This is a genomic window from Nonomuraea sp. NPDC050328 (genome assembly GCF_044459405.1).
Lineage (GTDB): Bacteria > Actinomycetota > Actinomycetes > Streptosporangiales > Streptosporangiaceae > Nonomuraea.
Genome location: NZ_JBITIW010000002.1, coordinates 683,028 through 709,399, shown reverse-complemented (window position 1 = coordinate 709,399; position 26,372 = coordinate 683,028). Strand labels below are relative to the sequence as shown.

General features: G+C 73.0%; 22 protein-coding genes, 1 pseudogene and 1 riboswitch. Of the genes and pseudogenes, 7 read left to right on the top strand and 16 right to left on the bottom strand.

The genetic code is table 11. The features are described 5' to 3' along the window. Positions 1-21: 21 nt before the first annotated feature. From ACIBG7_RS09455 to ACIBG7_RS09390, 14 genes and pseudogenes are all read right to left on the bottom strand, one after another. Positions 22-882, bottom strand: coding sequence for an NADP-dependent oxidoreductase (locus ACIBG7_RS09455; RefSeq protein WP_397335751.1), 861 nt, complete (start codon positions 880-882; stop codon positions 22-24). A 206-nt stretch (positions 883-1,088) separates the two neighbouring features. Beyond that, complete coding sequence (locus ACIBG7_RS09450) at positions 1,089-1,949, bottom strand: enoyl-CoA hydratase/isomerase family protein (RefSeq protein WP_397335750.1); 861 nt, start codon at positions 1,947-1,949, stop codon at positions 1,089-1,091. Then, positions 1,946-3,838, bottom strand: a complete 1,893-nt coding sequence (locus tag ACIBG7_RS09445) for a class I adenylate-forming enzyme family protein (RefSeq protein ID WP_397335948.1) — start codon at positions 3,836-3,838, stop codon at positions 1,946-1,948. Before ACIBG7_RS09445 ends, ACIBG7_RS09450 begins: the two co-directional genes overlap by 4 nt. A 649-nt stretch (positions 3,839-4,487) precedes the next feature. Beyond that, positions 4,488-5,192: a TetR/AcrR family transcriptional regulator gene (locus ACIBG7_RS09440; protein ID WP_397335749.1), complete on the bottom strand. Its 705-nt coding sequence runs from the start codon at positions 5,190-5,192 to the stop codon at positions 4,488-4,490. 919 nt (positions 5,193-6,111) lie between these two features. Next, positions 6,112-6,315: a hypothetical protein gene (locus ACIBG7_RS09435; protein WP_397335748.1), complete on the bottom strand. Its 204-nt coding sequence runs from the start codon at positions 6,313-6,315 to the stop codon at positions 6,112-6,114. Next, positions 6,312-7,055 (bottom strand): DUF4097 family beta strand repeat-containing protein, encoded by a 744-nt coding sequence (locus tag ACIBG7_RS09430; RefSeq protein ID WP_397335747.1) that lies wholly within the window; start codon positions 7,053-7,055, stop codon positions 6,312-6,314. Before ACIBG7_RS09430 ends, ACIBG7_RS09435 begins: the two co-directional genes overlap by 4 nt. 484 nt (positions 7,056-7,539) lie before the next feature. Then, a complete protein-coding gene (locus ACIBG7_RS09425; RefSeq protein WP_357935658.1) occupies positions 7,540-8,091 on the bottom strand; it encodes a toxin-antitoxin system HicB family antitoxin in 552 nt (183 codons plus the stop codon). Between the two features lie 26 nt (positions 8,092-8,117). Next, a pseudogene (locus tag ACIBG7_RS09420) lies at positions 8,118-8,939 on the bottom strand (glycosyltransferase); the annotation flags it as partial. 500 nt (positions 8,940-9,439) lie between these two features. Further along, positions 9,440-10,711 carry a M48 family metallopeptidase gene (locus ACIBG7_RS09415; RefSeq protein WP_397335746.1) on the bottom strand — a complete coding sequence of 424 codons (1,272 nt, stop codon included), beginning with the start codon at positions 10,709-10,711 and terminating at the stop codon, positions 9,440-9,442. A gap of 34 nt (positions 10,712-10,745) precedes the next feature. After that, complete coding sequence (locus tag ACIBG7_RS09410; protein ID WP_397335745.1) at positions 10,746-11,522, bottom strand: hypothetical protein; 777 nt, start codon at positions 11,520-11,522, stop codon at positions 10,746-10,748. 103 nt (positions 11,523-11,625) lie between these two features. Further along, complete coding sequence (locus tag ACIBG7_RS09405; protein WP_357935648.1) at positions 11,626-12,186, bottom strand: C40 family peptidase; 561 nt, start codon at positions 12,184-12,186, stop codon at positions 11,626-11,628. A gap of 49 nt (positions 12,187-12,235) precedes the next feature. Further along, a riboswitch (cyclic di-AMP (ydaO/yuaA leader) is annotated at positions 12,236-12,380 on the bottom strand. A 242-nt stretch (positions 12,381-12,622) separates the two neighbouring features. Beyond that, the gene (locus tag ACIBG7_RS09400) at positions 12,623-14,125 is read right to left on the bottom strand and encodes an alpha-amylase family glycosyl hydrolase (protein ID WP_357935646.1); all 1,503 of its coding nucleotides are present in this window, start codon (positions 14,123-14,125) and stop codon (positions 12,623-12,625) included. Between the two features lie 37 nt (positions 14,126-14,162). Then, the gene (locus ACIBG7_RS09395) at positions 14,163-15,137 is read right to left on the bottom strand and encodes an NlpC/P60 family protein (protein ID WP_357935643.1); all 975 of its coding nucleotides are present in this window, start codon (positions 15,135-15,137) and stop codon (positions 14,163-14,165) included. 92 nt (positions 15,138-15,229) lie between these two features. Next, positions 15,230-16,543 (bottom strand): NYN domain-containing protein, encoded by a 1,314-nt coding sequence (locus ACIBG7_RS09390; protein ID WP_357935640.1) that lies wholly within the window; start codon positions 16,541-16,543, stop codon positions 15,230-15,232. 101 nt (positions 16,544-16,644) lie between these two features. On the opposite strand from ACIBG7_RS09390, the gene ACIBG7_RS09385 reads away from it, so the two are divergent. Next, on the top strand, positions 16,645-17,703 hold the full coding sequence (locus tag ACIBG7_RS09385; protein ID WP_397335744.1) for a phosphotransferase family protein: 1,059 nt from the start codon (positions 16,645-16,647) through the stop codon (positions 17,701-17,703). Here ACIBG7_RS09385 and ACIBG7_RS09380 read toward each other — a convergent pair. Then, positions 17,700-18,344 carry a response regulator transcription factor gene (locus ACIBG7_RS09380; protein ID WP_357935634.1) on the bottom strand — a complete coding sequence of 215 codons (645 nt, stop codon included), beginning with the start codon at positions 18,342-18,344 and terminating at the stop codon, positions 17,700-17,702. The two genes, ACIBG7_RS09385 and ACIBG7_RS09380, sit on opposite strands and share 4 nt — an antisense overlap. After that, entirely contained in the window at positions 18,341-19,510 is a 1,170-nt protein-coding gene (locus tag ACIBG7_RS09375) for a histidine kinase (RefSeq protein ID WP_357935631.1), read from the bottom strand. Before ACIBG7_RS09375 ends, ACIBG7_RS09380 begins: the two co-directional genes overlap by 4 nt. A 111-nt stretch (positions 19,511-19,621) precedes the next feature. Between ACIBG7_RS09375 and ACIBG7_RS09370 the strand changes: the two genes are divergently transcribed. The 6 genes from ACIBG7_RS09370 to ACIBG7_RS09345 all read left to right on the top strand — a co-directional run bounded on the left by ACIBG7_RS09370 (position 19,622) and on the right by ACIBG7_RS09345 (position 26,360). Beyond that, positions 19,622-19,834 (top strand): hypothetical protein, encoded by a 213-nt coding sequence (locus tag ACIBG7_RS09370; RefSeq protein ID WP_357935629.1) that lies wholly within the window; start codon positions 19,622-19,624, stop codon positions 19,832-19,834. Beyond that, entirely contained in the window at positions 19,821-20,306 is a 486-nt protein-coding gene (locus tag ACIBG7_RS09365; RefSeq protein ID WP_397335743.1) for a PH domain-containing protein, read from the top strand. Before ACIBG7_RS09370 ends, ACIBG7_RS09365 begins: the two co-directional genes overlap by 14 nt. Continuing rightward, positions 20,303-21,799 (top strand): PH domain-containing protein, encoded by a 1,497-nt coding sequence (locus ACIBG7_RS09360; protein ID WP_397335742.1) that lies wholly within the window; start codon positions 20,303-20,305, stop codon positions 21,797-21,799. The genes ACIBG7_RS09365 and ACIBG7_RS09360 overlap by 4 nt, the downstream gene beginning before the upstream one ends. A 127-nt stretch (positions 21,800-21,926) precedes the next feature. Then, entirely contained in the window at positions 21,927-22,574 is a 648-nt protein-coding gene (locus ACIBG7_RS09355; RefSeq protein ID WP_357935621.1) for an ATP-binding cassette domain-containing protein, read from the top strand. Then, on the top strand, positions 22,555-23,367 hold the full coding sequence (locus ACIBG7_RS09350; protein WP_357935618.1) for an ATP-binding cassette domain-containing protein: 813 nt from the start codon (positions 22,555-22,557) through the stop codon (positions 23,365-23,367). The genes ACIBG7_RS09355 and ACIBG7_RS09350 overlap by 20 nt, the downstream gene beginning before the upstream one ends. Beyond that, on the top strand, positions 23,364-26,360 hold the full coding sequence (locus ACIBG7_RS09345; RefSeq protein ID WP_397335741.1) for an FtsX-like permease family protein: 2,997 nt from the start codon (positions 23,364-23,366) through the stop codon (positions 26,358-26,360). The genes ACIBG7_RS09350 and ACIBG7_RS09345 overlap by 4 nt, the downstream gene beginning before the upstream one ends. The last annotated feature ends 12 nt before the right edge of the window (positions 26,361-26,372 follow it).

Here is a 26,372-nt window from a genome sequence, read left to right as displayed (position 1 = left end):
TTCTGCCGCCCTGTCGGCCTGTCAGCCTGTGGTCAGAACGATCTTGCCCCGGACGTGGCCAGCCCTGCTCAGCTCGAACGCCTCGGCCGCCCGGTCGAGCGGCAACACCCAGGCGACCTCCGGAACGAGCAGCCCCTCCCCGAGCAGCCGCCCCAGCTCCTCAAGGTCGTCCGCGCTGGGCCGGGCGAAGACGAACCTGCCGCCCAGCTCCCGGATGCCGTCGTCAGCCAGCGAGACCGCCCACCCCTGCGGCGTCAGCAGCCGCACCGCCTCCCGCAGGTCGGCTCCGCCGTACATGTCGAGCACCACGCTGACCCCCTCAGGCGCGAGCTCCCGCACCCGCCCCTCCAGCCCAGGCCCGTAGACCACCGGCTCGGCCCCGAGCCCCCGCAGGTAAGGATGGTTCCGAGACGAAGCCGTCCCGATGACCCGCGCCCCGCGCAACCGCGCAAGCTGTACGGCGAAGCCCCCCACCCCACCGGCCGCCGCCTGGACCAGCACGGTGTCACCCCCGGACACCCCGTCCAGGGCCTGGTACGCGGTCAGCCCCGCCACCGGCACCGCCGCCGCCTGCTCCCAGCTCAGCCCGGCGGGCTTGCGGGCCACCGTACGCACGGGCGCGGCCACCCGCTCAGCGAACGTCCCCGCCCCGATCTCATCCCGCCGCACGTAGGCGAACACCTCGTCCCCCGGCCCGAACTCCCTCACCGTGGGCCCGACCCGGCTCACCACCCCGGCCACATCCCAGCCCGGGATCACCGGGAAGTGCACGTCGAACCGGCTGTCCAGCAGCCCGGCCGCCGTCTGCCAGTCGACCGGGTTCACTGAGACCGCCTTCACCTCGATGAGCACCGACTCCGGCCCCACCTTCGGCTCAGCCACCTCAGCCAGCTCCAAGACCTCCGAGCCCCCATAACGGCGATACACGACAGCCTTCACCCGCCCACCCCCCGCCCGCCACCTCGCGCTCGCTGCTCACCACGCCACCTCGTCCCCATTCACGCTCCCCACCGCTCCACCCCGCACCGGCCCTTCATCCACCTGCTGCGGACCCTCACCACGCCGGCTCGCGCCGGTGGCTGCGCCCTTCACGGCCCCACCTCGTGCTCACCCTCCCCCTCCTCCCGTTCCTGCTCCTGCTCCTGCTGACCCGAAGCCGCCGACGCCCTCCCCCGCTGGACAAACCGCTCGATCCCCGTACGAGCCACCCCAGCGGCATCCACCTCGGCAGCCGCCAAAGCCTCCCGCTCCATCGCCGCAGCCACCACCTCTGGATCCGGCCGCAACAACCGCAGATGCACCTCAGCCGCCCCACCCACCGGCGTCCACCGATGAACCAGCTCCACGCAGTGCTCCACCAGCCGATCCCGCGGAACCACCTCATCCACGAGCCCCAGCTCCACCGCCCGCTCGGCACCGACCCGCGCCGACCCCATCACCAGCCGCATCGCCCGGCCACCCACCAGCCTCGGCAACAGCACACTCGCGGCGTTGGAGACGGCCAGCCCGATCGTGTTCTCCGGCAGAAAGATCTCAGCCTCAGGAGCCGCGACCCGCGCGTCGAAGCAGAACGTCATCTCCGCCGCGCCCCCGACCGCGATGCCGTTGAGCGCCGCGACCACCGGCACCCGCGTCTCCAGCACCGCCCGGGTGATGTCGTTGAACAGCTCCGCCTCCGCGGTCAACGATCCTTCCGGCAGCCCGGCCGCCTCCCGCAGGTCCTCCCCCGCCGAGAACGCCCGCCCTTCCCCGGTCACGACGATCCCGCGGACCGCCTCCCCGGTCCCGAACCGCCTGATCACCGCGGCCAGCTCGCGCCGCATCACGCCGGTCAGCGCGTTCAGCTTCTCCGGCCGCCGCAACGTCACCACCGCCACGTCCCTGACCACCGCAATAGCTAAGTGGCCGCTCTCCTCCGTGTACGGCGCCGCATCCTTCCCAGCCATCATCGTTCCCCTTCCTCCTCCTGCCAGGAGCCCGCAGCCCCCGACCCTCGCCACGTATCCGTCGCCGCCTCGTACGCACCCGCCCGCTGATCCCGCTCCGGCTCCAGCAACGCCCGCTTCCGAATCCGCTCCGACGGCGTCATCTCGAACCCCTCGACGAACTCGAGATAGGCCGGAACCTTGAACGGCGCCAGCGACGCCCGCGCGTACTCGATCAACTCCCGCGCCCCCACCGTGCACCCCGTCTTGACCTGCACGAACGCCTTCGGCAACTCCCCGAACAGCTCATCCGGAATCGCCACCAGCGCCACCGCCGCCACCGCCGGGTGCTGCGCCAGCACGCTCTCCACCTCCGCGCACGAGATGTTCTCCCCACCCCGCCGCACGCTGTCCGTCAACCGCCCCGCGTGATGGATCCGCCCCTCCGGATCGCGGAACCCCAGGTCACCCGTGTGATACCAGCCCCCCGCGAACACCTCCGCGGTGGCCTCCGGCTGGTTCCAGTAGCCCAGCATCATGGGCAGCCCCCGCACCACGATCTCCCCGACCGCCCCCGCGGCCACCTCCCGCCCGTCCGGGCCCGCGACGCGCACCTCCTTGCCCGGCGGCGCGCACCCCATCGCCCCCGTCCCCACGGTCTCGTCCTCCTGGGGCGCGACCAGCAGATCCAGCCCGCTCTCGGTCGAGCCGTAGATCTCCCGCCACGGCACCCCCCACCGCTCCTCGAAGACCTCGTGCAGATGCGGCGCGATCCCCGAGCACAGCACCACCCGCATGTCGTTCACCCGATCCAGCGGGCTGGGCGGCTGCTTGTGCATCAGCAGCGGCATCGTCCCCAGCACGTAGGTCAGCGTCGCCCGATGCTCCCGCACCGCCGGCCAGAACCCCGACGCCGAGAACCTGGGCAGCACCACCAGCGGAATCCCCGCATACAGGCACAGCACCGCCATCCACTGGTCATCCATGTACGAGAACGGCTGCGTCATCAGCACCACGTCGTCTTCCCGCACCCTCACCTGCCGCGCCACCAGCCACGCGGTCCTCAGCCAGTAGTCGTGCGTGAGCATGCACGCCTTGGGAAACCCCGTCGTCCCGGACGTGTACTGAAAGTTGGCAATCCCCCCGCCGTCCCCGAGCGCTCTTTCCGAAGCGGCGATGCCACCCTTCGCGGCCGCACTCCCAGCCGAGGACCCCCCGCCCGCCGACCTCCCGCCCGTAGCCAGCCCACTCCCCGACCAGCCCCCCGGCCAGTCGTTCACCCAGCTACCAGGCCAGACACCCACCCCACACTCTGCCCCCTTGCCGCGCGGCCCGACCCCCGCTCCACCCTCTGGCCCCTCACCCCACGGCCAGACACTCGCTCCGCCCGGAGACTCCCCAGCCTGCGACCAGTTGCCCGCGCCCGGCCCCATCTCCCCACCATCCGGCGTAACCACCAGCGGAGTCTCCGGCGCCCGCCGAACCGCCGCCTCCAACCCCGCCAACGTCTGAACCACCGGAGCCCGCTCCAGCCGCCCCACCACCCCCTCGACGACCCCGAGATGCTCCTCTTCCGTCAACACGAAACAGGCGCCCGAATCCCGCAACACAAACCCGAGGTCCGCCTCCCGTAACCGCGGATTCACCGGCACCGCAATCGCCCCGGCCTTCAGAACCGCGAACCAACTCAGCGGCCACCCGAGCGTGTTCCCCATCATGATCGCCACGCGATCCCCCGAGCTCACCCCCTGAACCGCCAGCACGTGAGCCAGCCGCTCACTCCGCGCATCAACCTCCCGAAAACTCAGCGCCCCCTCCGCAAACCGCAAAAACTCCGCCTCCCCGAACCGCACCGCCGCCGCCCGCACCAACTCCGAAACCGAGCCGTACGGCGGAGCCACCCCGTCCCCCATCAGCCCAACCCGCGAACCACCCATGCCCACCACCACACGCCACCTCCACTACGAGCCCTCCACCGACAACGACCACTCACCCACCAGCCCGCACCCACCCACCCCAGAGACCGCCCTCGACACCACTGCGGTCCCCGGCCACCTGCCGCAGTCCAGCAATCACCGCTGCCGACCAGCGCTCACCGCCCCACCCCACCGTTCACCGCCCCGTCCGCCGGTCATCGCCCACTCCGCCGTTCGCCGCCCACTCCGCCGTTCACCGCCGGTCCACCGTTCACCGCCCACTCCACCGTTCACCGCCCGTCCACCGTTCACCGCCTGTCCACTGGTCACCGCCGCAGTGCACCGCCGCTACTGTGATCCAGCCGTCGTAGCCGCGATCTCGACCGCCACCACCACCGGTGCACCGGTGGCCGCCACGGCCACACCAGCCGGCCAACCGGATCTCACCGCGATCCACCGTCACCACTCAGGCCTTCGGGGATCTCCGCCATCCACCGCCGCAGCCGCGCTCCAGCAGAGGCCGCCCCCACGCGCCGCCACAACCGCGGTCCCATCCGTCATCTCCGCGGCCCGCCGATGCCGCCGTGATCCGCCGCTTGCCGCCCCGACCACCGCCACCACCGCAACCGTCGCCGCCACCTACTCCCTACGGCCTCTCAGCTCCACCGGCTCCCACAACTGCCGGAGCTCCCGCGGCCTCCCCAGGCCCTTCCGCTGCTGTGTCTCGAGGCTCAGACCCCAGCATCGAGACCCGAACCTCCGGCCCGCACTCCGCCCGAACCACCGCCCGAGCCCCGACCAACCGACAGGCCAGCTCAAGGTAGAGATCCTGCACCTGCGAGATCGACAACCGCCCACCAGGCCGGAACCAGTGAGCCACCCCGTTGCACATCTCGACCAACGCCAACCGCGTCACCCCGACATCGGTGATGCGAAAGTCCCCTCGCCTGACGCCCTCCTCCAGCACCCCCTGGAACAGGGCCTCGTACTCGTCCCGCATCTCGACCATCGCGACAAGATTGCCCCCCGTCAGCGACCGGATTTCCCGATCGTTCACCGTCGAGGTCAGCGGATTGACCGCCTCCATCGTCACGTGCGCCACCACCAGCCGCCCAAGCTGCACCGTCGGCTCTGTACTCAGACCGACCGCTTCCCGTCCCACCCTGAGCAGTTCCTCCATTCCGGCCCGCATGATGCCGACCAGCAGTTCCTCTTTGCCGCTCGCGTAGTGGTACAGCGTCCCCGAGTTCAGCCCCACTGCCTTGCCGATCTCCCGGATCCCCGTCGCGGCGAACCCCCGCTCCGCAAACAGCCGTACCGCTGCCTGCCGTACTCGGTCGAGATTCGACACTCCAACTCCCAATCAATCGATTGACTGGCTTTACTGTCACACCCCATCCGCGATCCCGTCAACGCCCAGTTCCGCTCTCTGCGCGGGTTCCCATCGCCTCCTCGCCGGCCCGGCTTCGGTCGCCTCCCGGCAGCAGGAGTGGAGCAGGTATGCGTCTCATGAGTCGCCTCATCGGTCGGGCGGCCACTTAGAGATGCCGCAGGAGGCGAAGCCGGAGCGGCGGGCAGTACGGGCGGAGGCGAGGAGCGCAGCCTGGGCGGGATGTCGGGAGCCGAGAGCAGCGGAGCTGGAAGCTGGGGATCAGGCCGCGATCGTGCTGGGCCGGAATTGGACTGACCCAGAGCCGGGGCTGAGAGCGAAACCGAAGCTGGGGCCGTAGACGAACCCGAGGCCGGAATCGGGGCTGAGGCCGATACCGGGCTGACTCAGGAGACGGAGGAAGTCGAGGGCAGCGGAGTCGGGCCGGCAGGCCGAAGAGTAGGCGGGACGGGAACGTCCGGTAGGGCGGAGGTCGCTAGGTAGCCCACGACCAGGGACGACGGCCAAGGCTGCGGGCCAGCCCGAGACAGAGGGCGGGACCGGGACCGGAAGCCCGCGACCGGGACGGAGGCCGGAGACGAAGGCATGGGCCGGGGGGTGGAGACCTGGGCCGGGGACACGCGGAGGGACGGCGAGGCAGGCCGCGGAGGCGGAGACCGGACCGGCGGGCCCGCGGGCGGGGGACGGTGTGGGCGGACGTTGGGGAAGGCAAAGAGTAGGCGGGGCGGGGCGGGGCGGGGCGGGGCGGGGGCGGGGGCGAGGGCGGAGGCGAGGGCGGAGGCCGGGGTCAGCGGACGGCGGGGGCGAAGTGGACGAGTGGGCCGGGGGCGTGAGGGTGCCCTTGGCGAAGGGGTCGTGAGGGTTCCGCTTGGCCGAGGGGCTAGGTGCGGTGGGGGGTGGGGTCGATGGTGTCGGCGAGGTGGTGGAGGGCGGTGGCCATGCGGTGGCGGAGGGGGGTGCGGAGGGTGGAGGGGTGAGGGCGGGGGTGGTGGGGGCGGGTGCGGGCTATCAGGCGGGCGTGCTCGGCTTCGGCGAGGCGCTCCTGATGGTCGAGGATGAGGAGTTCGGTCATGAAGGCGTTCATCGGGTGGCTCCTGCTCGGACGATGGTGATGGAACCGCTGATGGTGCGGACGCCGACCTCGACGGTGGGGTCGCCGTCGGCGGGGGCCGGGCTGTTCTCCAGACGGGAGGAGACGCGGCCGCTGATGGAGGAGACGTCCAGCCAGGCGGCGGTGCCGTCGGGGATGCCGACGGTGACGTCGCCGGAGGCGGTACGGGCGTTCAGGCTTCGGCCCTGGACGTTGGTGAAGTCGAGGTCGCCGGAGGCGGACTTGGCGGTGATGTCGCCGGCGACGTGGCGGAGGGTGTACTCGCCGGAGGCGGTGTCGATTTTGGCGTCGCCGGTGATGGAGGCGATGCGGACGTCGCCCGAGGCGGTGGTGATGTCGGCGTCGCCCTCGATGACGTCACCGGCGACGTCACCTGAGGCGGTCTTGATGCGGGTGGCGCCTAGGCGGTCGAAGTGGATGTCGCCGGAGGCGGTGTGGAGGCGGGCGACGTCGAAGGGGCCGTGGAGGGAGATGTCGGCTGAGGCGGTTTTGACGGTGGGGTGGGAGCCGGCGGGGAGGGCGACCAGGACCTCGACGGAAGGGGAACGCATCAGGCTTTGGCGGGGGCCGAGGATCGAGATGGTGTCGCCGGAGTGTTGGACAGAGATGGATTCGGCGTATTCCTCGCCGCTTTTGTTGAGGCCGCGGATTTCGACCGTGGTGTCGGTGCGGGGGGAGGCGGTGAGGCGGATCCGCCCGGCGGGGATTTCCACGTGGAGGCTGATGGGGGCTGGGGTGGGGAATTCGGGCATGGCAAAGCTCCGGTTCGGTGGGTTATGGGTGGGTTAGGGCTGTGGTTCTGCTGGTGGGCCGCGCGGGGTTGGGTGCGTAGCTCACCTGCACGTTGGGTGGTTCGGGCGCCTCAGGCGTCTTAGGTGCCTCATGTGCCTAAGGTGCCTCACATGCGTCAGGTGCCTCAGGTGCGTCAGGTGCGTCTAGCGGGGGCGGCAAGGGGTGGGCCATGAATCGGCGGGCGGGTGAGGTCGCACCCGCTGACGTCGCACCGGGCGCCACCTTCCGCGCTCGTCAAAACGTTGACGTCGTGGTGGCCGGCGTCGTGGTGCCTGGCGTCCTCCCGCTGTCGTCGTAGCCGAGTTGGGCTGGTCTTGCTCAGAGCAGTGTCCGCCAGGGGTGGTGCTGCGGCCCCCGTGACGAGGCGCTGGTGTCGGCGGCTCCGAGGGGGCTTGGGTGGGCTTTCTAGCGGACCCAACCGCTGAGGCGTTTGCCGGTTGGGGGTGGGGTGGGGTGGGCGGTGGTGGGGTCGGAGAGGGCTGTCGAGAGGGCTCGGACAAGCCAGGAGTTCACCGAGACGCCGGCGGAGCTCGCGGCTTGTTCGATGCGGGATTTGAGGGATTCGGGCAGGCGCAGCGTCATGCGGGCTGTGCCGTCCTCCGTGGGCTCGTAGCCGGGTGGGGGCGGGGGGAAGGGCGGAGTGGGGGGTACGGGCGGGGCCGGGGGGCTGGCGTAGTCGGGGTGGCCCGGGTGGGCGGGGTGGCCTGGGTGGGCCAGGGGGCCGGAGACCACGAATTGGGGCTCGCGGCCGCGGATGCGTAGTTCGACGACGGCCGGGTCGATCTGGCGGGTGACCTCGTCGGCGGCGTCGGACAGGACCTCGATGAGGGTGAGCCGGATCGCCGACTCCAGGACCGAGGTCAGGCGGTCGGCTGCGGACGCGGCCTCCGGGCCGGCGGCCTCTGCCGCCGAGCCGAACTCTTGGCGGAGGCCTTCGATGTACGTCGTCAACTCCATGACGTCATCATGGCATCATCGCGACGTCATGGCAAGCGCAGGATGCTGTCGAAGCGGGTGACTACTTGGTCCCAGGACCATTCCTGGGTGATCCACTCTCGGCCCAGGATGCCCATTTTTCGGGATCTGTCCTGGTCGGAGAGGAGGTCTATGAGGGCTGTGGTCAGGTCTGGGAGGGATTCGCCGTCGACTATCAGGCCGGTTTCGCCGTGCCGTACCGCGTCGGGGGCGCCGCCCGAGGCGCCGGCGATCACCGGGAGGGCGGCGGCTGAGGCTTCCAGGAAGACGATGCCCAGGCCTTCGACGTCTATTCCGCGCCATCTGGTGCGGCATGGCATCGCGAAGACGTCAGCGGCGGCGTACAGTGACGCCAGGTCTTCGGCGGGGATGGTGCCGGTGAAGTGGATGTCGGCGGGTGCGCAGGTTGGTGACAGCGGCGTAATGGGTTGGCCGGATGGAAACGGTTGGACCGCCGCGGGGGGCTGACCCGCCGGAACGGGCGGGGCGGACGTGGTGGGCTGACCCGCCGGAATGGGCGGGGCGGATGTGGGGGGCTGGTTAACCGAAGTGGGGTGGGCCGGCGTAGGGGGCTGGGTGGGAGTGGGCCAGCCGGTGGAGGTGGTGAGGGACAGGGAGGCGGCCAGGCGTTCCAGACGGCGGCGGTAAGGGCCGCCACCGGCCAAGAGGAGCACGGCGTCGGGCAGAGCGCGAAGGACGTACGGCCAGGCCCGGATGAGCTGGTCCTGGCCCTTGCGCGGGACAAGGCGCGACACGCACACCGCGACGGGCCGGTCGCCGAGGCCCAGGCGGGCGCGGACGGCGGAGGCGGCGGCGGGGGAAGGGCGGAAACGGGCGGGGTCCACCCCGGGGGCCAGGCGGACGAGCTTGGCGGCGGGCACGGCGCGCAGGAGCCGCGCACGGGTGTAGTCGCCCAGGTAGGTGACGACGTCGGCCGAGGCGGCGATCCGGCGCAGCACAGAGCGGAAGCCCGGCGCCGCCGCCCAGGAGGCCTCGTGCCCGTGGGTGAGCATGACGACCCGCCGCACCCCCGCGGCCCGCAGGCGCGGCGCGAGCAGCCCGAGCGGAGCGGCGGCGCCGAAGACGACGGTGTCCACGCCGTACGCGGCGACCAGGGCGGCGGCCCGGCGGGCGACGGCGGGCGTGGGCAGCATGACGGAGGAGGGGTGCCGGATCACCGGGTACGGCTGGCGCGCGTCGAACTCGGCGCTCCCCCGCCACGAGGAGGCGTACACGACCACCCCGGGCAGGCGCGAGGCCAGACCGTGGACGAACGACTGGATGCCGCCGGGCCGGGGCGGGAAGTCGTTGGTGACGATCAGGACCCTGCTCACGGCTCGGGAAGGCCGTTCTCCAGGGCCCAGGTGCGGGCCATGGCGATGCGCTGGGGGGCGGTCGGGTGGGAGGCGTACAGCAGGTACTCCAGCCAGTCGGGCGAAAGGTCGGAGATGTTGGTGACGGCCAGCCGCTTCTGCATGGCGATGAAGGTGGCCGGGTCGCGGGTGAGGTCGAGGGAGTTGAGGTCGGCCCGGGCCTCGACGTGCCGGCTGACGACGTTCTGGAGCGGGCCGGACAGGACGGTGGCCAGGCTCATCAGTCCCATGACGACGCCGACCGCGCGGGGGTCGGCGATGGACAGGCCGCCGGTGCGCCGCCGTACCAGACCGTAGACCAGGAAGAGCAGGACGGCGCCGAAGGCGGCGCCCAGCCCGCCGATGAGCGTGCCGTTGAGCACGTCGCGGTTCTTGGCGTGGCCGAGTTCGTGCGCGACGATCAGCTCGACCTCGTCGGCGGGCGCCTTGAGCAGCGTGTCGTACACGACGATGCGGCGGGTGGCGCCGAAGCCGGAGACGTAGGCGTTGAGCGCGGTGGTGCGCCGGGAGGCGTCGGCGATCAGCACGTCGTCGACGGGCACGCCGTCGCGCTGGGCCATGGCGAGCAGGTCGGTGCGGAGCTGGCCGGGAGGCATCGAGCGGAAGTCGTTGAAGAGGGGCTCGAAGACGATCGGGTAGACGAAGGAGGCGGCGAGGGTGAAGGCGAAGGCACCGGCGGCGGCCGGGATCCACCAGCGCTTGAGCCGTCGCGCCAGCGCCGCCAGCACGACGATCATCACGCCGAGGATGGCGACGCGGACGGCGATGTTCTTGAGCCGGTCGGCGCTCCACGAGCCCCAGTCCTGCGTGGACAGCCCGAACTCGCGCAGCCGTACCTCGTACCACATCCCCAGCGGCCAGCGCAGCGCCTCGACCAGCAGGGTGAGCACGAGCACGCCCAGCAGCACCCGCAGCCACCACGGCCCGCGCAGCCGGGCCAGGACGCGGGCGCCGAAGGGCGTGGCGATGAGGATCCCGGCGAAGAGCACGGTGAGGCCGAGCGACAGGTAGGCGGGCGCGCTGAGCGCCGCGTCGAACGCCTGGGCGCGGGCGATCTCGGCCGGGGTGAAGTCACGGGCCGGATCGGGCTGCACCCGCAGCGGCAGCGGGTCCCAGGGCGTGGTGAACGCGACCACGGCCACGATCGCCGTGCCCAGTACGGCCAGCGCGATGCCCGCCTGCCTGCGCAGCAGCCCCGGCCTCGGCGCACCGCGCTCCCCCTCGGCCATCGCCTCTCCCTGAACCTCTCCTTGAACCTCTCCCTCAAGCCCCCGCTCCGTCATCGCCTCTCCCCAGGTGCTTGAGATGGGCGCGCCATCTCGCGGTGAAGTCGCCGAACGGCGTCAGATCAAGCTTGCCCTGCGCGGCGTCCCGGTAGAGCCGCACGAGCCGCGCCTCGCCGTACTCGGCGGCGATGAGCCGGCAGGCGAGCCACGCCTCCTGGTAGGCCTGAGCCTGCCGGGGCGGCCCGAAACCCTCCGGCAGCCGGTACGGCAGGCGTCCCGCCCGGATGTCGGCCAGCAGCTCGGCGGCGGCGGCCTCGACGCTCAGGCCGGAGTCGCGGTAGGCGACGTAGTCGGCGAAGCCCTCGCGCAGCCACGGCGGGACGCGGCCGGTTCCGGCGGCCACGTGGGTGAGCTCGTGGGTGAGGACGACGTCGCGGCCGGTCTCGGTGAGGCGGGTGTAGCCGCCAGGGACGATGATCACCCGGCCCTGGTCGGCCAGGGCGGCGAGGCCGGCGACGGCTTCGGGCGCGGCGCCGATCAGGCGGGCGGCGCCGGCGTCGGTGGCGGGGACCAGGACCAGGGGCCGGACCCGGGTGCCCAGCGTGCGGTCCACGCGGGTGGCGGCGGTGTCGGCGCGGCGGGCCAGGTCGGGGAGGTCGAGGCCGGCCGGCGTGCCCGGCTCGGCGAGCACGCGGGAGGCGGCGCCGTGGGTGGCGGTGGCCCCGCGGAAGGGGGCCGGCGGGTCGAGGGGGGCGGCCGCGGTGCAGGTGAGCGCGAGCAGCAGTGCGGCTCTGCGGGTCACCCGGGTCGGCATCCTGCCAGGTTAGCGGCACCCGCCCACCCAGCCGGAAAAGCCGGGAAGCAGAGGGGGAAACCTGCGAAGGCCCCGCCCGGAACAGGGCGGGGCCTTCACGAGGTCAGCCGCCGGGGCGGACCGCTCCGGCGAAGGCGCGCTTGCGCCAGCCGCTGAGCTTCTCGACCCGCACGGTCTTGCCGGTGCGAGGCGAGTGGACCATCCGGCCCTTGCCGACGTACATGCCGACGTGCCCGCGCCCGCTGAAGAACATCAGGTCGCCGGGGCGCAGGTTGCGCCACGACACCTTGGTCCTGATGCCCGCGTACTGGCTGTGCGTCACGCGCGGGATCCTGATCCCGGCCTTGCGCCAGGCGTACTGGACGAGGCCGGAGCAGTCGAACGAGCCGGGCCCGGTGGCGCCGAAGCGGTACGGGTCACCGATCTGGGCCTTGGCGACGGCGACGGCCTTGGCGGCCCTCACCTTCTGCCTGGCCGCCTTGGCGGCCCGGGCGGACCGGGCGGCCTTGGCGGGCCAAGCGATCTTCGCAGGCCGCCCGGTGGTCGTGACCACCGTGGCGGTACCGCTCGAAGTGACCGGAGCGGCGGCGGGGGTGTTCGTCACGGCCTGTGCCGGAGTGGCGGTGAGGCCGGTGAGGGCGGTGCCGAACACGACTCCGCCCATGGCAAGGCATGACAAACGGGGGATCTGACGGGTAGACAGGGTGTCTCCTCGGGACTTCCACGAACGCCTACCGGGTTAGCTGACGGATTCGGGCGTGGAAGGTCGCCCTACAGCGCGCTGCGCTGATTCACCCCTGGAACTCTGGGTCCCCGGCTCCGCGCCTCCTGGCTGCGCGGATTCGGCAAGCGGATCTCAATCTGTCCGATCGGCGATCTTGCGGCCGACTCGCGAAATCGCGGCGTCCTGGCTGGAACGCCGCGAGGCCAGAAAGTACCCCGCACGCCAACGGAGGGCAAAGCCACCGTCAAGAGTCAGGATTTCCCCGCGCGATAGTCAGAAGAGCGATCCCTGCTCCATCACCGTTTCGTGATGTCTTTGTGATTCGCGTCACACTGACCTCCTCACAATGCCCGTCAAGTCACATCTGTCACATGCGTCACACCAGTTCGAAGATCGCGTGACCGAAGCCGTCGAGCCGGATCCAGTCCGCCGCCGCGCCGGATACGAGCCGGCCTCGCGAACCCGGCAGCTCGACCGACGCCGGCGCGGCGCCCGGGTTGACGGCGACCACGAACCGCCCGCGCCGGTAGACGAACGGGTAACCGGCGTGCAGCACTTCGACCGGCTCCGCCGTACCGAGATCGGGATGGGCCCGGCGCAGGGCGATCAGCTCGCGGACGGTGTGCAGCAGCGAGCCGGGGTCGGCGCGCTGGTCGGCGACGTTGGGGCGCGCCGGGTCGGGGTCGGCGGGCAGGTAGGTGATCTGCGGGTCGGCCTTGTCCCACTGCATGGGGGTACGGGAGCCGGCGCGGTTGTAGCCGGGCAGGAGCCGGCTGCCCTCGACGTCCGGCAGGCCGGGCACGTACCGCATGCCGATCTCGTCGCCGTAGTAGATCGCCGGCAGGCCCGGCCAGGTCAGCAGGAAGGTGAAGGCGGCCCTGAGCTGCTCGCCCTCGCGCGTGCCGCTGGCCAGGCGCGGCCAGTCGTGGTTGCTGGAGGGCAGCGAGATCAGGCCGGAGGCGCCGATGACCTCCATGGCCTCCTGCCACTCGGCCAGGAAGTGCGCGGTCGTGCCGGCCCCGGCCGGGTCGAAGTAGGGCGAGTCGATCTTGTCCCACTCGGTGGTCACCGCGCCGTTGTCCCACAGCGAGCGGAAGGCCAGGCCGGAGAAGTGCAGGAAGAAGTCGGCGTGGAAGCCGCCGGGCACCGAGACCTTGGGATCGCCCCACTCCGACAGCAGCACGGCCTCCGGGAAGGCCTCGTCGAGCCAGCCGCGCAGCTCGCGCCAGAGCTTGGCGGTCTCCACGTGGCCGGGGTCGTCCTTGACCAGCGAGGCGGCCATGTCCACCCGGAAGCCCGACACGCCGCGCTCCAGCCAGTGGGACATGATCTCGCGCAGCGCCCTGCGGTTGACCGTGGGCCCTTCCGCGTCGACCGGCTGGCGCCAGGGCTCGGCCTCGTCCTGACGCGCGTAGCCGAAGTTCAGGGCCGGCTGGAAGGCGAAGAAGTTGGGGCGGTAGGAGCCCGGCCGGCTGCCCGGTGAGGGCACGAAGCCGGGGACCTCACGGTCGGACCAGATGTAGCGGTGGTCGCCGGGGTCGGCGGCGGAGGCCAGGAACCACGGGTGCTGGTCGGAGGTGTGCCCGGCGACCAGGTCGAGCAGGATGCGGATGCCCTTGGCGCGGGCCTTCTCCACCAGGGAGAGCAGGTCCGCCTCGGTGCCGTAGCGGGGGTCGATGCTGAAGTAGTCGCGCACGTCGTAGCCGGCGTCGGCCATCGGCGAGGCGAAGCACGGGCTCAGCCAGAGCGCGTCGACGCCGAGCCAGGACAGGTAGTCCAGGCGCGACTCGATGCCGGCGAGGTCGCCGATGCCGTCGCCGTTGGCGTCGGCGAAGCTCTGGGGGTAGATCTGGTACAGGACGGCGTCACGAAGCCACACGGAAGCGCCCCTTTATAAGGTGATATTTCTCACCACCTTAGGGGCGGACGGCGCCTACCAGCGGTCGGCCGTAGTCGGCGAGGTTGACCACCTTGACCACATCACCGGTCTGCGGCGCGTGCACGATCTTGCCGTCGCCCGCGTACAGGCTCACGTGCCCCAGACCCTCGCTGAAGACCAGGTCGCCCGGCTGGAGCGCCTTGAGGTCCACCTTGCGGTTGGCGCCCCAGGCCCACTGGTCCCACGTCGTGCGCGGCAGCTCCACGCCGCCCGCCCGCCACGCGGCCTGGGTCAGCCCGGAGCAGTCGAAGCCGTCCGGCCCCGTGCCTCCGTACCGGTACGGCTTGCCGACCTGGGCGTAGGCGAAGGTGAGCGCGGCGGCGGCGTTGCCACGGGCCGGGCCGTTGTAGACCAGACCCGGGCTGTTGGGGTCACCGGTCTTGTAGGCGCCCAGCCGGACCAGCAGGGCCTTCTGCTTCTTGATCAGCTTGAGGATCTCGGACCGGTCATCGGCGACCTTGTCCCGCTTGGCGTCGGCGTCGCTCAGCGCGCTCTCGGCCTCGTCCCGCTGGGCCTTCAGGCCCTGGTTCTCCTGGAGGAACTGCGCCAGGCGCTGGCCGCGCTCGGCGGCGAGCTGGTCGGCCAGGGCCATGCCGGTGAGCGTGTCGGCCGGGCTGTCGTTGCCGAGGACCACCGTGGCGGCGGTCAGGTCGGTGCCGGTCTGGTAGCTGTCGACCGCCATGGTGACCACCTGCGAGCGCAGCCCGGCGACGGTGGCCAGCTTGGCCTTGTAGCGCTCGTTCAGCTTGCCGTACCGGCTCTTGGCGGCCTTGTAGTCCTCGGTCGCCTTGTTGTAGCGGTCGACGACCTTGTCGGCCTGGTCGTTGAGCTTCGCCAGGCGGGCCTTGGCCTGCCGGACGGTCGGCTTGGGGTCGGCGACCGCCCCGCCGGGATGTACCAGCAACGCTCCGACCGCCAATCCGGCGACCAGCGGTACCCGGCCCAACCTCACAGCGTCGCCTCCCAGTGATCACACCTGGGGCAAATGGTACAGAAGTTGCAGGTGTGAACTGAACGCTTCGGGGAATCCTGCCCCGGCAAACGCTAGGCGCGGCCGAGCCGGCGCAACAGCAGAGCGGACGGAACCGGTCTGGCTCCCATCTTCCGCACCGATTCGGCCACCTCTCGGTCGGAGGAGACCACGGCCACCGCGCGGCCCGGCGGCTCGGCGCGCACGAGCTGCCGGATGAGGTCGTCGGCGATCTCCCCCGGCTGGCTGAACAGCACCCGGACGCCGCGCGGGGCGTTGACCGCGACGTGCGCGTTGAGCTCGGCGCCGTCGAAGACCACGGTGACCTCGATGCGGGTCTGCGCGACCAGCCCGGCCAGGCCGGTCATCAGCCGGGCCCGCTGGTCGGCCAGGGTCAGCGTGCCGTACCCGGTCTTGGTGACGTTGTAGCCGTCGATGATCAGATGGACCTGGGGCAGCGCCACGATCTGGTCGAAGAGCTGCGGGTCGTCGTCGGCCAGCGCCCGCGCCGCGACCTTGGGCGTGCCCGGGGCCAGGCCGGTGACCGAGTCGGCCGGCCGGTGGATGGTGGTCGGCAGCGCCAGCTCGCGGCGCAGCCCGGCCGAGGCGTCCTGCAGCGCGTCGAGCAGCACGCGGATGCGCGCGTCCTCGATGCTGCGGCCCTCGCGGGCGGCGCGGCGGGAGGCTTCGAGCTGCCGTTCGACGTCGTGGAGCCGTTCCTTGAGCCGGCGCAGCTCGGCCTCGCCCGAGCTGCCCGCGCTGGCGGCCAGCGATCGGGCCTCCTGGGCCTCCTGCTCCAGCTCCTCGGCGCGCCGGTCGGCGGCCTTGGCGCGCTCGCGCGACTCGTGAAGCTTGCGGCGCAGGTCGGAGTTCTCCGCGCGGGCCGCCTTGAGCTGCTCGCGCAGCCGCTCGGCCTCCTCCTTGGCCGCGCTCTTCAGCGCGGCGACCTGCTCGCGCAGCCGCACGACGGTCTGCTCCTGCGCGCTGCCCTCGGCGGCGGCGGCCACCTGTTCGAGGTCGGCGCGGGCGGACTCCACCATCTGCGGCCAGCCGGGCGGGCGGATGAGATAGGCAGCGGCAGCCACCAGCACGGGGTCGGCCGCGGGCGGGACGGTGCCTTCGGCCAGGCTCGCCGCGAGCTCGGGCCAGCCCTTCTCGACGGCCTCGGCGACCAGCTCGCGGAATTCCTTGTCGTTCTCGAGCTGGGCGGCGATCGGCGCGCCGCCGAGCTTGGCGCGCTTGCGCGGATCGAAGCGCGCGATGCCGCGCAGCGGCGGCGGAATGGCGGCAGCGGGCGCCGACCCGAGCACCTGGGCGGCCAGATCCACGACGTTGAGCCGGACTTGCTCGGGAAGCGGACGAGACAGGCCTTCGCCGGCTGAGCTCATCCTTACGCCTCCGTCAGGTTGTCTTTCTTTTCACAAGGGTACGGCTGCCGCACCCGTGACCGAACCTGGACAAGCGCTTGGTAGGGGTATACGACTGTGCCATGCCGGAGCAGTTGCGCACCTCCACCCGCGACCTCGACGACCTGCGCCTGCGCGTCCAGACCTGGCTGCGCGGCCGGACCGGCGAGCGCTCGGCGGTCTCCGAGCTGGAGCGCCCAACCGGCAACGGCCTGTCGAGCGAGACGCTCTTCTTCACCGCCAGGCTCGCCCCGGACGGCCGCGAGCAGCGGTGCGTGGCCCGGCTGGCCCCGGCTCCCGAGGCGGTCCCGGTCTTCCCCAGCTACGACCTGGGCGCCCAGTTCGAGGTGATGCGGCTGGCCGCCGAGCACGTGCCGGCCCCGCGCCCGTTGTGGTTCGAGCCCGATCCGGCGCACCTGGGCGTGCCGTTCCTGGTCATGGCGCGGGAGGAGGGCCTGGTGCCGCCGGACGTCATGCCGTACACCTTCGAGGGCTGGCTGCTGGAGGCCGACCCGGCCGACCTGCGGCGGTTGCAGGACCGCACGGTCGGCCTGCTGGCCGCCCTGCACACGGCGCCCCTGTCCCCCGGCCGGCTGGACTTCCTCGGGCCGCCCGGCCTGCGCGCGCACGTGACGGCGACCCGCCGCTACTACGACTGGGCGCACGGCGCGCTGCCCGTCCCCCTGCTGGAGCGGGCCTTCGCCTGGCTGGAGGACCACTGGCCGGCCGAGCCCGGGCCTGACGTGCTGAGCTGGGGCGACGCCCGGATCGGCAACGTGATGTACCGCGACTTCGAGCCGGTGGCCGTGCTCGACTGGGAGATGGCCGCCTGCGGCCCGCCGGAGCTCGACCTCGGCTGGATGATCTTCCTGCACCGCTTCTTCCAGGACGTGGCCGAGGTGTTCGGGCTGCCGGGGCTGCCCGATTTCCTGACCCGGGAGCAGGTCTGCGCCGCCTACCGGCAGGCGAGCGGCTACGAGCCGCGCGACCTCGACTTCTACGAGACCTACGCGGCCCTTCGGCACGGCGTGATCATGGCCAGGGTCTGGCACCGCCGCATCCACTTCGGCGAGCAGGCCATGCCGGACGACCCCGACGACCTGGTCATGCACCGGGCGCGGCTGGAGGCCATGCTGGGCTAGCCCGCGTCGTAGACCAGCAGGGCGATCTGCACCCGGTTGTTGAGCCCGAGCTTGGTCAGGATGCGCGAGACGTGCGCCTTGACCGTGGCGACGCTCATGTAGAGCTCGCCGCCGATCTCGGCGTTGGACTTGCCCTGCCCGACCGCGATCGCCACCTCGCGCTCGCGCTCGCTGAGCCGTTCCAGCAGGCCGCGGGCACGGGTGCGCCGGTCGGGTCCCGCGCCGTCGGAGACGTGGGTGATCAGTTGGCGGGTCACCGCCGGCGACAGGATGGGCTCGCCCGCGGCCACCCGGCGGATCGCGGCGACCAGGTCGGCGGGCGGGATGTCCTTCAGCAGGAAGCCGGCCGCCCCGGCCCGCAGCGCGCGCAGCACCTGGGCGTCGGCGTGGAAGGTGGTGAGCACGACCACCTCGGGCGGCTCCGGCGCGGCGCGCAACGTCTCGGTGGCCGCCAGGCCGTCGATCTGCGGCATGCGGATGTCCATCAGGACGACGTCGGGCCGCAGGCTCGAGACCAGCGGCGGCACCTGGGCGCCGTCGGCGGCCTCGCCCACGATCTCGATGTCGCCGGCGCCCGCCAGGATCATGGAGAGCCCGGCGCGGACCAGGGCGTCGTCGTCGACGATCAGGACACGGATCACGCGTTCCACGGTAGCCAGGCCTCCAGGTCGAAGTCGCCGCCGGGTGCGGTGCCGTGCGTGAGGCGCCCGCCGAGCAGCGAGACGCGCTCGGCCAGGCCGATCAGGCCCGAGCCCGCGCCCGGCAGGGGGAAGCGGCCGGCGCGCACCGGCTGCGGGTTGCGCACCCGGATGCTCAGCCCCTCGCCGGGCGCGCCCCATACGCGGACCGTGACGAGAGCGCCGGGCGCGTGCTTGCGCGCGTTGGTGAGCGCCTCCTGGACGATGCGGTAGGAGTCGCGCCCGAGCCGCTCGGGCACCTCGCCCGCCTCGACCGACAGCCGGATGAGCATCCCGGCCTGCCGGCACTCGGTGACCAGCTCCTGGATGTCGTCGAGAGTGGGCTGGGGACGTTCGGGCGCGGCCTCCTCGCCGCCCGCCCGCAGCACGCCGATCACCTCGCGCAGGTCTTGCAGCGCCTGGTGCGCGCTGGCCCGGATGGCGCCGGCCGCCTGGGCGATCTCCCGGGGCGAGGCGTCCGGCCGGAACTCCAGCGCCCCGGCGTGCAGGCTCAGGATGGAGATGCGGTGGGCCAGCACGTCGTGCATCTCGCGGGCGATGCGCTCGCGTTCGAGCCGGCGCGCCTCCTGCGCCGAGTCCTCGGCCTGGCGGCGCAACGACCAGACGAGCTGGCGCCGCGCCCGCACGAGCATGCCCCAGGCGGAGAAGACCAGCACCAGGCCGGTGCCGAACCAGAACGCGCCCCAGTAGCCCAGATCGGGATCCGGCCGCCAGGCGCCGGCCGGGAACAGGGTGGCCACGTTGAGCAGCATGAGCGGGCCGGAGATCCGGAACGGCCGGTGCACCGCCACGGTGAACAGCAGGATCGCGGCGGCGACGCCGACCAGGATGAAGTAGGCCGACACCAGCGTCAGCACCACGCACAGCGTGACCGGCCAGCGGCGGCGCAGCCACAGCGAGATGCAGGACAGCGCGGCCAGCACCTGCTCGACCACGTCGATGGGCCGGTCGCCCAGCCGCAGGTCCTCGATGACGAAGAGGGTGGCCAGCGCGGCCAGCACGAAGAGCGCCACGTCGACGATCCAGTCCCGCGTCGAGCGCTTGACCGGCCGGCCCTCCCGCCCGTCGCCGAGCAGGACCGAGGGCAGCAGCCACCGATACTCCGTCACGTTCTCCGAGGTTAGGGGGTGGCGGGCCCCGCTGAACACCGACCAAAGTCGGTGTCGCTCCCGACCGCTGGCCGACGCGGGACGTCCCACCGGGCGGCCATCGTGGAGGCCATGAGCAAGGTCCTGAACATCATCGGCGTGATCCTCATCATCCAGAGCGTCGGCGGCGTCGCCAACGCCATCTGGTGGAGCGGCGACGGCTTCTCCCTGGTCAACCGGCTGGCGCTCTTCGAGGGGTACGAGGTCTTCGCCAACCTCATCGTGGGCGTCCTCGCGGTGGTGCTGATCGTGCTGGTGGATCGGAGCGCCGGTGACGACGCTTAGGCCGCCGCGCCACGCCCCCGACCCGCGCGCGGTCGCGTGCTGGACCGCCGAGCGGCTGATCCTCACCGCCGTGCTGGCCGCCGTGGTCGTGCCGGCGTACTGGTTCCTGACCGACCGGCCGCTCTGGCTCGGCGCGGTGATCGCGGCCGTGCTGCTGGCCTGCTGCGCGATGTCGGTGATCGGGCCGCGCATGCTCTACCGCTTCCAGCGCTGGGAGGTCACCGAGGAGGCCGTCTACACCCGCACCGGCTGGCTGGAGCGGGTCTGGCGGGTGGCACCGATGTCACGGATCCAGACCGTCGACACCCGGCGCGGGCCGCTGCAGAACCTGTTCGGGCTGGCCGACGTGAAGGTCACCACGGCCTCCTCCGCCGGGGCGATCACCCTGCACGCGCTCGACGCGGCCCAGGCCGCCGAGCTGGCCGAGCGGCTGACCGCGATCACCCAGGCCACGCCAGGTGACGCCACGTGAGCGCCGAGGTCGCCGGCACGGACTGGCGCGGCCTCGACCGCCGCAGCCTGGCCGCCTCCGCGGTGCTCTCCTTCACCATCGTCGCCCCGGCGGTGCTGGTGCTGGTGCGCATCGCCTCGGCCAACGACTGGGGCGTCACGCCGACCGTGCTGGCCTGCGCGGGCGCGGGCGTGCTCATTGTGCTGGGCACGCTGGTCTACGACCTGCTGCGGTTGCGCACGACGAGCTGGCGGCTGACCGGCGAGCGGCTGGAGCTGCGCAGCGGCGTCGCCGTACGGCAGCACCGCTCGATCCCGCGCGAGCGGGTGCGCAGCGTCGATCTCAAAGCCGACCCGGTACGGCGGGCCCTGGGCCTGGCCGTGGTGAAGGTCGGCACCGGCGAGCAGGCGGGCGGCGAGCACGCCGAGCTGACCCTCGACCCGCTCACCCGGCAGGAGGCCGAGGACCTGCGGCACGCCCTGCTGCTGCGCGCCCCGGCCACGGGAGCGGCCGGGGCCGCCGAGCACGAGCGTCCGGCGCTGGCCGTGCTCGACTGGTCGTGGCTGCGGTACGCGCCGCTCACGGTGTGGTCGTTCATCGGCGCCGCCCTGGTGCTCGGCGCGGCCTACAAGCCGCTGGACGCACTCGGCCTGGACGAGGGCCTGGCCGAGTCCGCATGGAAGTGGGTCACCGGCGACCCGTGGCGGGCGGTCCCGCTGATCCTCGCGGTGAACGTGCTGGCCGGCGCGGCCGGAGCGGCGGCGGTCTTCGCGACCTCGTGGGGCCGCTACCGGCTGGAGCGCGAGCCGGGGCGGCTGCGGCTGAGCCGGGGGCTGCTCACCACGCGCTCGATGACGCTGGAGGAGCGGCGGCTGCGCGGCGTGGAGCTGGCCGAGCCGCTGCTGCTGCGGCTGGGCGGCGGCGCGCGGGTCAAGGTGGTGACCACCGGCCTGCGCAAGCGGGAGGAGAAGGAGGCCGACGACGTCTCGGTGCTCACCCCGCCCATGCCGCTGGCCGGCGCGCTGGAGCTGGCCGGCCAGGTCTCCGGATCCGCCCTGCCGGCCCGGCTGCACGGCCGGCCGAAGGCGGCGCTCCATCGCCGGCTGCGACTGGGCGTGGTGGAGACGGTCGTGCTGGCCGGCGTGGCCGGGCTGCTCGACCTGTGGTGGCTGCCGGCCTGGATCTGGCTGCTGCCGCTGGTGAACCTGCCGATCGCGCTGCTGTACGCCCGGGCGGAGTACCGGGCGCTGGGGCACGCGCTGGGCGAGCGGCACCTGGTCTCGCGCCAGGGCGTGGCCGCGCGGCGGACGGTGGCGCTGGAGCGGCGCGGCATCATCGGCTGGCGGATCAAGGAGAGCTACTTCCAGCGGCGGCTCGGCCTGATCACGCTCACCGCGACCACGGCCGCCGGCCCCGGGCACTACGACGTGCCCGATCTGGACGGCTCCGCCGGGCTCGACCTGGCGGCGCGGACGGTACCAGGCCTGCTCGACGAGTTCCTCACGAAACAATAACGAACGGATCACCCAGGCCCCTGTGCTGGGTGATCCGTTTTCACGCTATCGGGGGACCTTGCAACTTACTTGCAACGCTTTAGACACCGATGTTGCCGTTCAGGAGGGATGCGCCAATGCTCGCAGCGTGCTTGCCGCGCTGTCCTGCCACGCCCTGACCTGCCGGGCGGGCGGCAGGGAGATCATCACCGACTTCACCTTCGACCTGCGGCCCGCCGAGCGGGTGGCGCTGATGGGACCGTCGGGGTCGGGGAAGACCACGTTGCTCACCACGCTCGCCGGGCTGCTGCCTCCAGCCGCCGGGCGGGTGATGGTCCGGGGCGTGCCCCTCGACGAGCAGCCCGCCCTGCGCGCCGACCTGGCGCTCATCTTCCAGTCCTACGGCCTGCTGTCGCTGCTCACCGCGGCCGAGAACGTCGAGGTCGCGCTGCGCGCCGCCGGGCGGCCGCCGGCCGAGGCGATGGAGCGCGCCGCGCACGCCCTGGACCGGCTGCGGGTCGAGCGGTTCGCCGACCACCTGGTGGAGGAGCTGTCCGGCGGCCAGCAGCAGCGGGTGGCGGTCGCGCGGGCGCTGGCCCTGCGCCCGGCCGTCCTGCTGGCCGACGAGCCGACCGCCGAGCAGGACGCCGGCCACCGCGCCGTCGTCCTGGACGAGCTGATGAACGTCACCGCCGAGGGCACCGCCCTGCTGGTGGCCACGCACGACCCGGAGGTCGCCGAGCGCTGCGACCGGGTGATCCACGTGGGGAGGTCGCATGAGCGTCGTCCGGTGTGACGGGGTCGTCCAGATCTACAAGGCGCAGGACGTCGAGGTCGTGGCGCTGCGGGACGTGGACCTCGTGGTGGAGGCCGGTGAGACGGTCGCCCTGCTCGGCCCCTCCGGCGCGGGCAAGACGACGTTGCTCTGGCTGCTGGCCGGGCTGCTGCGGCCCAGCGCCGGGCGGGTGGTGGTGAACGGCGCCGACCTGGGCGCGCTCGACCAGCGCAAGCTCGACCGGGTACGGGCCGCCAACCTGGGCGTGGTGCTCCAGAACCCGGCGCGCAACCTCATCCCCTACCTGAGCGCGGCCCAGAACGTCGCCTTCGCCCAGCGTGGCGTGCGGCGCGACCGGCGCCGCGTGCGCGACCTGCTGCGCCGCGTCGGCCTGGAGCCGCTCGGCGGCAGCCCGGCGGGCCGGCTGTCCGGCGGCGAGCAGCAACGCCTGGCCGTCGCGGTGGCGCTGGCCAACCGGCCCCGGCTGCTGCTGGCCGACGAGCCGACCAGCCAGCTCGACGGCGACAGCGGCCGGGCCGTGGTCGAGCTGATCCGCAGCTCGGCCGCCGAGGAGGGCACGACCGCCGTCGTGGTCACCCACGACCAGGCCGTCGGCGAGGGGCTGGGCCGTACGGTGACCATCCGGGACGGCCGGGTGGGCGCCGAGGGCCGGCGCGGCGAGGACTTCGTGGTGGTCGGCCGGGAGGGCGCGATCCAGGTGCCGCCCGAGTACCACCACCTGCTGCCGCCGGGCTCCATGGCCAGGATCGAGGCGATCGAGGACGGCGTGGTCCTGCGGAGGGCGGAGCGATGATCTGGCGTGGCCTGTGGGAGCGCCGCGCGCTCGCGCTCATCGTGCTGATCGTCGCGATCGTCCCGGTCGGCGCGGCGAGCATCGGCCCGCTGTACGCCGAGGCCTCGCGCACCACGATCGTGCGCGACGTGCTGCGGGCGGCGCCGACCGACGGCCGCGGCTGGCGCTACACCACCCCGGTCGCCATGGAGTCGGGGCTGCGGGAGTTCACCGCGGGGGCGGACTTCCTCAGCGCGCCGATCCGCGGCTTCGAGGCGCAGAGCCAGGTCGCCCGCCAGGACACCATCGTCTCGCTCATGTGGCAGGACGGGCAGTGCGAGCACGTCACGCTCCTGGAGGGCCGGTGTCCCACGGCGCCGTTCGAGGTCATGGTGGGCGAGGGCTTCGCCGGCCGGTTCGGCGAGGAGGTGATCCTGAGCTCCTTCGCCGCCCACGACAAGAAGACCAACCAGTTCGTCGCCAGGCCGCTGAAGGTGGTCGGCGTCTACCGCGCCAACAGCCCGGCCGACCCGTTCTGGTTCAACCGCAGCCTGTTCGCCGCGCTGGCCACCGAGGGCCGGCTGGAGCGCGCCGAGCCGTTCTTCATCACCCCGGAGACCCGCTCGGAGGGCTACCTGCTCGGCTCGGGCCAGTGGACCGACTACGCGCTCGTCTTCGCCGACCCGGAGCGCATCACCGGCGGCGACCTGGACACCATCGCGGTCATGCAGGCCCGGGTGGAGCGGGTCGGTCGGGTCAGCTCGGCCGCGGTCTTCACCCGGATGGGCGACACGCTGCGAACCATGACCCGCCAGGCCGGGGCGCTGGCCGTGCCGACCTACGTGGTGGTCGGCCAGCTCGTCGCGCTGGCCTGGCTCCTGCTCTTCCAGACCGTCGCCGACCTGGTGCGGGCCCGCTCCCCCGAGATCGCGCTGGCCCGGCTGCGCGGCCACTCCCTGCCCAGGGTCTGGCGCTTCGCGCTGGCCGAGCCGCTGCTGCTGCTCGCGCTGGCCTACCCGCTCGGCGTCCTGACCGGCCGCGCGGTGGCGCAGGCCGTGGTCCGCCACGTGCCGGCCGAGTGGCCGCCCGCCGCCCTGGGGGCCGGGGCGGGCGCGCTGGCCGGCGGGCTGCTGGCCGCCGCGGTCGCCGCCTGGCGTACGGCCCGCCGCCCGGTCACCGAGGAGTGGCGCAGGACGCCGCGCCGGGCCGGCCGGGGCTGGGTGCTCGACGCCGTGGTCCTGGCGCTGGCCGGGATGGGACTGGTCGAACTGCTCGGCGCCGGGGTGATCACCGACGCGTCCGGTCAGCGTACGGGGGCGCTGGCCGTACCGGGGCTGATCGCCCTGGCGCTGGCCCTGCTCGCCCGGCGCGCGCTGCCGGGCCTGGCGAGGCTCGGCTACGGCCGGACCCGGCGGCGCGGCGGGCTGGGCGCCTTCCTGGCGCTGCGGCAGGTGGCCAGGGGGCCGGTGACCGCGGGCAGCATGATCGTGCTGGCCACCGCGTTCGGCCTGGCCACCTTCGCCGTCGCCGCCTGGACCGCCACGCTGGGCAACTACGCCGAGACCGCCCGCTTCCACCTCGGCGCGCCCGCGGTGATCGAGGTGGGCCGGGTGACGCCGGAGCAGCTCGCCGCGGCGGTCGCCAAGGCCGATCCCTCCGGCCGGCAGGCCGCGCCGGTGATCCGGGTGCCCGGCAGCCCGCAGATGGTCGCCGCCGACCCGGCCCGGCTGGCCGAGGTCGCCTCCTGGGATCCCCGGCACGCCGGCGGGATCGCCCTGCGCGAGGCCGCCGCGCGGATGAAGGCGCAGCGCGCGCCCCGGGCCATGCTCGGCGGGGAGCAGGTGCGCATGACGGTGGCGCACGGCCGGATCCCGCCGAAGGCGACGGTCCGGTTCTTCCTGACCATCCGGGTGCCGGGGCGCGTCGGACCGGTGTCGCTGCCGATCGCGCGGCTGGAGAAGGGCGTGACCCGGCACACGTGGCGGCTGCCGGCCGGCTGCCACAAGGAGGCCTGCGAGCTGCGCGGCCTGCGCGGCGAGATGGTGCTGCCCGTGGCGGGCGAGGACGAGTTCGACCCGGTGGTCCTGCCGGTCGCGGTCAACCGCCTGGAGGTGCTGTCCGGCGGACGGTGGCAGGAGGTGGACGCGGGGCTGACCGATCCCGCGCGGTGGGCCCCGGTCGACGACAGCGACCCGGTCCAGGCCGACGAGTACGGCCTGGAGCTGCGGCTCGTCGAGAACTCCGGCTCCGGCGTACGGCTGGTCACCTACCCCGACCCGCTGCCCGCGATCACCACCGGCCAGGTGGGCGCGAAGGCGCTGCCCGGCCTCGACCTGCTGGCCGGGGTCGGCGTGGAGGCCGCCGTGCCGAGCGCGGCCGCGCCGGGGCTGAGCGACACGGGGGCGGTCGTCGACCTCGACCTGGCCGACCGGGCCGCCTTCGGCATCGCCCCGCAGGCGCGCTTCGAGGTGTGGGTGCGCGAGGGCCGGGCCGCGCCGATCGCCGGCGCGCTGGCCGCGGCCGGGCTGGAGGTGATCGCCACTCAGCGGGTCGGCGACCTGGAGCGGCGCTACGCCGGGGAGGGACCCGGACTGGCGCTCCTGCTCATGCTGGTGTCGGCGCTGGCCGCCGCCGCGCTCGCGCTCGGGCGGACCGTCCTGGCGCTCTACACCGCGGCCCGGCGGCGGCGCTACGAGCTCGCCGCCCTGGCCGCCGCCGGGGCGCGGCTGGGCGCGCTGCGCGGCTCGCTGCTGATGGAGCAGCTCGTCGTGGTCTGCGCGGGCATGGCGACCGGGCTGGTCGCCGGGCTGCTGGCGGCCCGGGTGGCGCTGGCGCGGATCCCGCAGTTCGCCGAGGCGCCGCCCACCCCGCCGCTCCCCTTCGACCTGGCGCCCGGGCCGCTGGCGTTGCTGCTCGGCACCGGGGTCGTGGTCAGCCTGCTGGCCACGATGGCGGTCAGCGAGGTGCTGCTGCGCGGCATCCAGGTGGACCGGCTGCGCGAGGCCCAGGCCTGACGCCCGGGCCGC